The organism is Pyrinomonas sp., from assembly GCF_040289685.1.
Classification (GTDB): domain Bacteria; phylum Acidobacteriota; class Blastocatellia; order Pyrinomonadales; family Pyrinomonadaceae; genus Pyrinomonas.
Window position 1 is genome coordinate 1 of record NZ_PSLQ01000102.1, and the last position, 6,583, is coordinate 6,583.

Annotated in this window: 4 protein-coding genes; 3 read left to right on the top strand and 1 reads right to left on the bottom strand. The window is 60.8% G+C overall.

The window, feature by feature from the left end:
• Positions 1 to 229 precede the first annotated feature (229 nt).
• Positions 230 to 3,649, top strand: coding sequence for a TonB-dependent receptor (locus C4334_RS14190; protein WP_352432745.1), 3,420 nt, complete (start codon positions 230 to 232; stop codon positions 3,647 to 3,649).
• A gap of 65 nt (positions 3,650 to 3,714) precedes the next feature.
• Positions 3,715 to 5,151 (top strand): tetratricopeptide repeat protein, encoded by a 1,437-nt coding sequence (locus C4334_RS14195; protein ID WP_352432746.1) that lies wholly within the window; start codon positions 3,715 to 3,717, stop codon positions 5,149 to 5,151.
• 111 nt (positions 5,152 to 5,262) lie between these two features.
• On the opposite strand, the gene C4334_RS14200 is transcribed toward C4334_RS14195, so the two are convergent.
• Positions 5,263 to 5,628, bottom strand: a complete 366-nt coding sequence (locus C4334_RS14200; RefSeq protein ID WP_352432747.1) for a winged helix-turn-helix transcriptional regulator — start codon at positions 5,626 to 5,628, stop codon at positions 5,263 to 5,265.
• A gap of 120 nt (positions 5,629 to 5,748) precedes the next feature.
• Between C4334_RS14200 and C4334_RS14205 the strand changes: the two genes are divergently transcribed.
• Positions 5,749 to 6,342: a protoglobin domain-containing protein gene (locus C4334_RS14205; protein ID WP_352432748.1), complete on the top strand. Its 594-nt coding sequence runs from the start codon at positions 5,749 to 5,751 to the stop codon at positions 6,340 to 6,342.
• The last annotated feature ends 241 nt before the right edge of the window (positions 6,343 to 6,583 follow it).

The window sequence follows — 6,583 nt, forward strand, 5'->3', positions numbered from 1 at the left end:
CTCAAGCTACTTGGGGCCGTCGAAATTGCGCAAACTTAGTATGGAGATACTTAAGCGTTAGGATGAAGAGAAGAGGAATAGCGATCGCAGTCTGTAGTCGGACAAGCATGGCAGTTTCAACACGGAATAGGCGAGAGAAATATTTCTCCTGCCACTCGGAAATCTTTCGAAATATTTTCTCTGTCCTGTTTTTTGGCGAATTCAATTTTTGTTAGAGGTGTGAGGAGCCATGCGACCGATCGCTCTCCGATTACTTCCCGCCATTGCGCTGGCGTTTTTGACGGCGGGCCAAGCGCTGGCGCAGTTCAAAGCCGCGGTGCAAGGCGTGGTCACCGACCCAACCGGAGCGGTCATTCCGAAGGCGACCGTCACTTTGAAGAGCGCTGAGACGGGACGCGAACAGCAGACGGTGACCAACGAGACCGGTTTTTACCGCCTTTCAGGGCTAGCGCCGGGCATCTACACGATCAGCGCCGAAGCCGCGGGTTTCAAACGGCAGGTCATCGAGAAAGTGAACGTCGGAGCTGAAGAGCTACGCGGCGTCAACTTCACGCTCGAACCAGGACAGGTGACCGAGACCGTAACGGTGAGTGCCGAAACCGCACCGTTGCGTGCTGAAAGCGGCGAAGTGGCCGGCACGATCACGACCACCGAGGTTCAGCGTTTGCCGCAGGTCGGGCGCGATCCGTATGAACTCGTGCGCTTGGCGCCCGGCATCTTCGGGCTTGGCGCGCGCACGGGAACGGGGGCAGCCGTCAACTTGCCAAATACGGTTGGACCGGGCGGCTCCAACGACCAAATTTTTGCCACCGAGAACCGCCCGCCCATCACTGCCAACGGTCAGCGGGTCGAGGCGAACAACATTCAGATCGATGGCGTGACGGCGATGAGCCAAGCGTGGGGTGGGGCGGCTGTGATCACTCCAAATCAGGAATCGGTCAAAGAGGTGCGCGTGTTAGCGAATAACTACTCGGCTGAGTACGGGCGTAACACGGGCGCGCAGGTGTTGGTCGTTTCTCAATCGGGGACCAACGAGTTCCACGGGAGCCTCTTTTTCAAGCGAAACACACCGGGGTTGAATGCGCGGCAAGATTTCGTGCGCGCTGGCACAGCGATCCGTGAGGATCCGCAGCGCGTCGAGCAGTTTTTGAGCCAATGGGGAGGCAGCCTCGGCGGACCCGTCTATCTGCCACGTTTTGGCGAGGGCGGCCCTGCTTACTGGAGCGGCAAGAACAAACTCTTCTTCTTCGTCTCTTACGAACGAGTCGGGCGATCGAGCACGCGGCTGGCCGGCGAGTGGATTGAGACGCAGAACTACGTCGAAGCGGTGAGAAGGTTGCGACCGAACAGCGTTGCCGCCAAGATCCTTAACTTTCCAGGCATGACGCCGCCGCGCGTGGCGAGCATCGATGCCAGTAGAAATTGTGCTTCCGCCGGTTTTGTCGAGGGAGTCAACTGCCGCACGGTGGCGGGCGGCCTCGACATCGGTTCGATCAACGCGGCGGCGCGTCTGGGCATACCGCAACCGGAGACGGGCGGCGGGCTTGATGGCGTGGCCGACATTCAGTTCGCCCAGCTGCTGATTCCCGACCGGTCAACGGCGCAGCAGGTGGGCGCGCGCCTCGACTTTCAAGTGACCGACAAGGATCTGGTCGCTTTCAGCATGTATTGGGTGCCGAATACGCGCAACTTCAACGACACGTGGAACAAGGGACGTCCGGCGCTCGATTTCACCTCGGCGCGACGCAACATGGTCGGCACGCTACTGTGGACGCGGACGATCTCGCCGACCATGATCAACGAGGCGCGGTTCAACGTCACTAGATGGTATTTCGATGAAGTGAAATCCAATCCGAACATCGGTTGGGGCATTCCGCGGGCAAACGTCTGTTTCAATCCGGGGTGCATCGGTTTCGGCACGGGCATCGGACCAGGTGTCTTCTACCAAACGACCTACAACGCGCGCGATACGCTCAGCAAAGTGGTCGGCGCGCACGCGCTCAAGTTCGGCGTTGATCTGATCGCCGAGCAGAACAACGACCATGCGCCGTGGGCCGGACGCCCGACCTTTGACTTCGGCAACTTGTGGAGTTTTGCCAACGACGCGCCCAATTCGGAGTTCGCCTTCTTCGAGCCGCGCAGTGGCGCCTACACGGATCTGGCAGCTTACGCGCGCAGCAAATATTACGCCCTCTTCGTTCAAGACGACTGGAAGCCGCGCCCCAACTTGACGCTCAATCTTGGTTTGCGGTGGGAGTATTTTACGCCGCTGCGCAGCGCCAACGATCGCATCTCGAACCTCGTTCTCGGCCCCAACGACGGTTTGATCGGCGCGCGCCTCAAGGTCGGCGGCGACCTCTTCAACCCGGACCGGAACAACTTCGGACCTCAGGTCGGTTTCGCGTGGAACCCAACGGCTTTCGCCCAAAGAATGGTCCTGCGAGGTGGATTCGGCATCGGATACAATCGTCTGCCCGGATCGAGACTGCTCGAATCGCGCTTCAACCCGCCCTTTTTCGCCGGCTTCTTCTTCGATCAAGCGAGCGGCAACATCTTGTATGCGACGGCGAGCGATCTCGGCTCGTTCAACTATCCGCCCAATCCAGCGGCGAGGCTGACCTTTGATCCGAACACCGGGCTTCCTTTGAGCGGCCCGCCGGTCAACATCAACGCGACGTTGCAGGATGTGCCGAACTCATACGCTTACCGCTACTCGTTGAGCGCCGAATACGATCTCGGGGCCAACTGGCTGGCGTCGCTCACTTATCAAGGAAGCGCAGCCCATAAACTCCCGCGTTTGGTGCCGTACCACAAATTCGTCGCGCCCAACCCGCGTATCGGCAGCGTCAATCTGCTGCTCACCGATGTCAACAGCAATTACAATGCGTTGCTGGTCGACGCAACGCGCCGCTTTGCGCGCGGCTTCCTCTTTAACGCCGAATATCGTTGGAGCAAGAGCCTCGACACCTGCTCGAACGACCACGATTGCCGACAGACTTACCCCTTCGATCAGCGGACCGAATACGGGCCATCGGATTTCGACGTCCGCCATGCGCTTAAGGCTTACGGCATATGGGAGCTGCCATTGTTGCGCGGGCGACGCGATTTGGTGGGAAGCGTCTTCGGCGGATGGGAAGTGAGCGGCATCCTGACGGCCAGTTCTGGTTTCCCGTGGACGCCCGTGGTCGGCGGCGGACAGTGCAACGCACAGGTGGCTGGGGGCAATGTCTGCCCGCTGCGTCCCGTCGCGCAACTACGTCCGCCAGCGACCGCCGACACAAGCAATGGCACCTTTCTCGGCGCTGGACCATTTCCGGGCGGCGGGTTGCGCTACTTCTTGCCGCCTCCGTCAGGAACGTTCAGCGTCCCGCCGCGTCCCGGCATCGGGCGCAATAGCCTGCGTGGACCGCGCTACTTCAGCGTGGACATGACGGTGCTCAAGCGTTTCTGGTTGCCGAAGTTGCCGGCGCTCGGCGAACGGGCTGGCTTCGAGCTTCGGGTGAATTTCTATAACCTCTTCAACACAGTGAACCTCGCTCCCTTTCAAGCCAACGACGACAACACGCAGATTCAGCATCCGGATTTCGGTCGCGCGTTGCACGTCTTGGCCGGACGAGTCGCTGAGATACAAGCGCGGTTCAGTTTTTAAAGCTTCCGATGCGGAGCGTCTGGAGTAGATCCGTGAGCTTCATGCTGGCCGTCACGACCTTAAACATGGTGAGTGTCGTGGCGACGCGGCGGGAGAACGGGATGCTCGCCGCAGCCGATCGAGCGCTGCGCGAGGGTCGGTTCGCCGATGCCGCGCGCGTTTACGAAGCATGGCTGCAGGAGCGGTCCGCTTCGGCGCCGGTTCTTCTAGCGCTCGGCATCTGCTACCTGCAGACGGGGAGAAACGACGAGGCGATCGCGGTTCTTCGTCGGCACTTAGCGCTTGCGCCGCGTTCGGCGAGCGGACGGGCGGCGCTCGGCCTCGCGCTGTTGAACGGCGCGCGGCCAATGGAGGCGAGGGCCGAACTTGAACGCGCTGTTCGTCTCGACCCGCGTCAAAGCGACGCTGTGGAAGCGCTCGCGCGCCTCGACCTCACGCAAGGCAGGGCGGCTCACGCCGTCGCGCTCCTCGCTCCATTGGCCCAGCAGCCGGGAGCGCGCGAAAGCCTGCGGGCGCTATTGGGCGAAGCGCTCGTTCGCGCCGGTCGTCCGGCGGCAGCGCTCGCGGTGGCGGAACAGATCCTCAGCGCGCAAAGTCCGGAGAACGTTTACGCGCTCGCAGCGGAAGCGGCACGCCGCGCTGGCAAGTTCGAGCGCGCCGCCGAGATCTGCGAACAGGGGATGAAACTCTACCCGGACTCAGAGATCGAAACCGTCTATTTGCGCTTGCCATCTGCCACCCTAGCAGCGCGAATCGTCGCGCGACTGGCGCGCGTGCGCGCTGCCCCAGAGTTGTCCGAGATGATCGCGCTCGGGCGCGTATTGCTCGGCGTCGATCCCGCGCGCAAAACGCGCGCCAACGAGATCGCCCGCCAAATATTGGCCGCCGCGGTTGAACTCGCTCCCGACGACGCTTCGGCCCGTTACAACTACGGACGCGCTCTCAGCACAACCGATCTCAACGGCGCGCTCGTCGAGTGGGAACGAGCGCTTGCGCTCGCGCGTCGAGACGAACTTCGGCTGCGCATCTTGCTGCAAATCGCCCGCGCAAAAAACGACCTCGGCGAATCGCGCGGCGCCGAGCGAGCTTACCGCGCCGCTATTGAGATCAACCGTCAATTGCCACAGCGCCGCCCTGAAGCGACGCTCGAATACGCGCGTTTTCTACAACTACAAGGGCGGCAGACGGAAGCGGAGGCGCTGGTGCGCGAAACTCTCGTTTGGAATCCGCTCGCGCCCGAAGCGCATTTGGAGTGGGCAAAACTGCTGGCTGCGCGCCGTGAGTGGGAGCGCGTGGTCGAAGAGGCGACCTTTGTGCTACAAACGGCTGATGGCGATGATGAGCTGGAGCGCGCGGCGCACGCGTTGCTCGCTCGTGCTTTCTACCATTTGAAGCAACCGGAGAGAGCGCAGTGGCATCGAGGCGCGCGTCTCATCGCAGAGGATTTTCTCCCATCCGGTAAGTCAAGCCAGCCCAGAGGCTCGCTCACAGGAGAGCGCTGATGAGATTGAGCGCACCGTGTTTGGGCGGATTCATTCCGGCGGTCGCGCGAAGACGTTTTAACGCGGCTGCGAACGCGATCGCGAAAGTAGTTTGCGCTCGGCCGCTCGTTTTCAGCCGCTATCAGCGCCGCGTGTGGTTGCCATCGCACGCTCTTTTTCCAGCTCCTCGATCGCATCGAGAAGGCGCGCGAACTTATGGCCGAACGGGGTCAACTTGTACTCGACGCGCGGCGGCACTTCGGGATAAGCGCGGCGTTCGAGAATGCGGTAGCGGACCAGCTTCCTCAGCCTCTCGTTCAGCACTTTGGTCGTCAGTCCTTCGACGCTGCGCTCGATCATGCCGGGGCGGCACACGCCTCGACGGATCAGTTGCATGATGGTCAAGGTCCACTTGCAGCCGATGACATCTTCGACCATGCGGCTGACGGTCGGTTCATCCGTTGACCCGATGGACGAGATTTTGTCTTTCGCTTTCATGAATTTGCACCGAAAAGTGACTACCTAACCGAATTGTGCCTACTTACGCGCTCCCTCGCATCCTGCTAATTTTATGACGGATCGCTATTGCGAACGAATCTGAAAGGCGGAGGTATGTGAATGAGCGAAGAGATGATACTCGGCTACACTCGTGGGACGAGCGCGGTTGCGCGTTCGCCGTTAAGCGACCAAGAGTTTGACCTGCTTAAGCAGACCGTGCTCTTCACGGACGAGGATGTTCGTTATCTTCGAATGGCTGGCGAGGTCCTCAACGACCAGATCGAGGATGTCTTGGATGTGTGGTACGGCTTCGTCGCCGCGCATAAGCATCTGGTGCTCTACTTCAGCGACCGCAAAGGGAATCCCATTCCGGAATATCTGTCCGCGGTGCGCGCGCGTTTCGGTCAATGGATACGGGATACATGCGCGGCGACGTACGATCGGGCTTGGCTCGATTATCAACAGGAGATCGCGCTCCGTCATACGCGCGCCAAGAAGAACCGGACGGACAACGTCGAGGCGGGCGCTGATCACATCCCTTTGCGCTACATGATCGCATTTATCTACCCGATCGTGGCGACCATCAAGCCGTTTCTGGCGAAAAGAGGGGATGCCGAAGACGAGGTGGAGAAGATGCATCAGGCGTGGTTCAAATCGGTCGTCATGCAAGTTGCGCTCTGGAGCGCGGCTTACACTCGCCCGGAGGATTTCTGAAGCCAGCGCTTTTGCGCGAGGCGTGACGAGCACCTCGGGCGCGCTCATGTGTCGGCCCGCATCAAGCCGCGATCGAAGCTCGATGCATACGGGTCATCGGAGAGAACCCGTGGGGGCGGCGACGCGCTTGTTCGACGCACATCGCTTTGGACGCGGAAAGCGATTTCGCCGTCCCCTTTGTCACAGATGCAGTCGGGAACGATCCCTACACATCTCGCCGCGCGATTCGCCCGGACTCTTA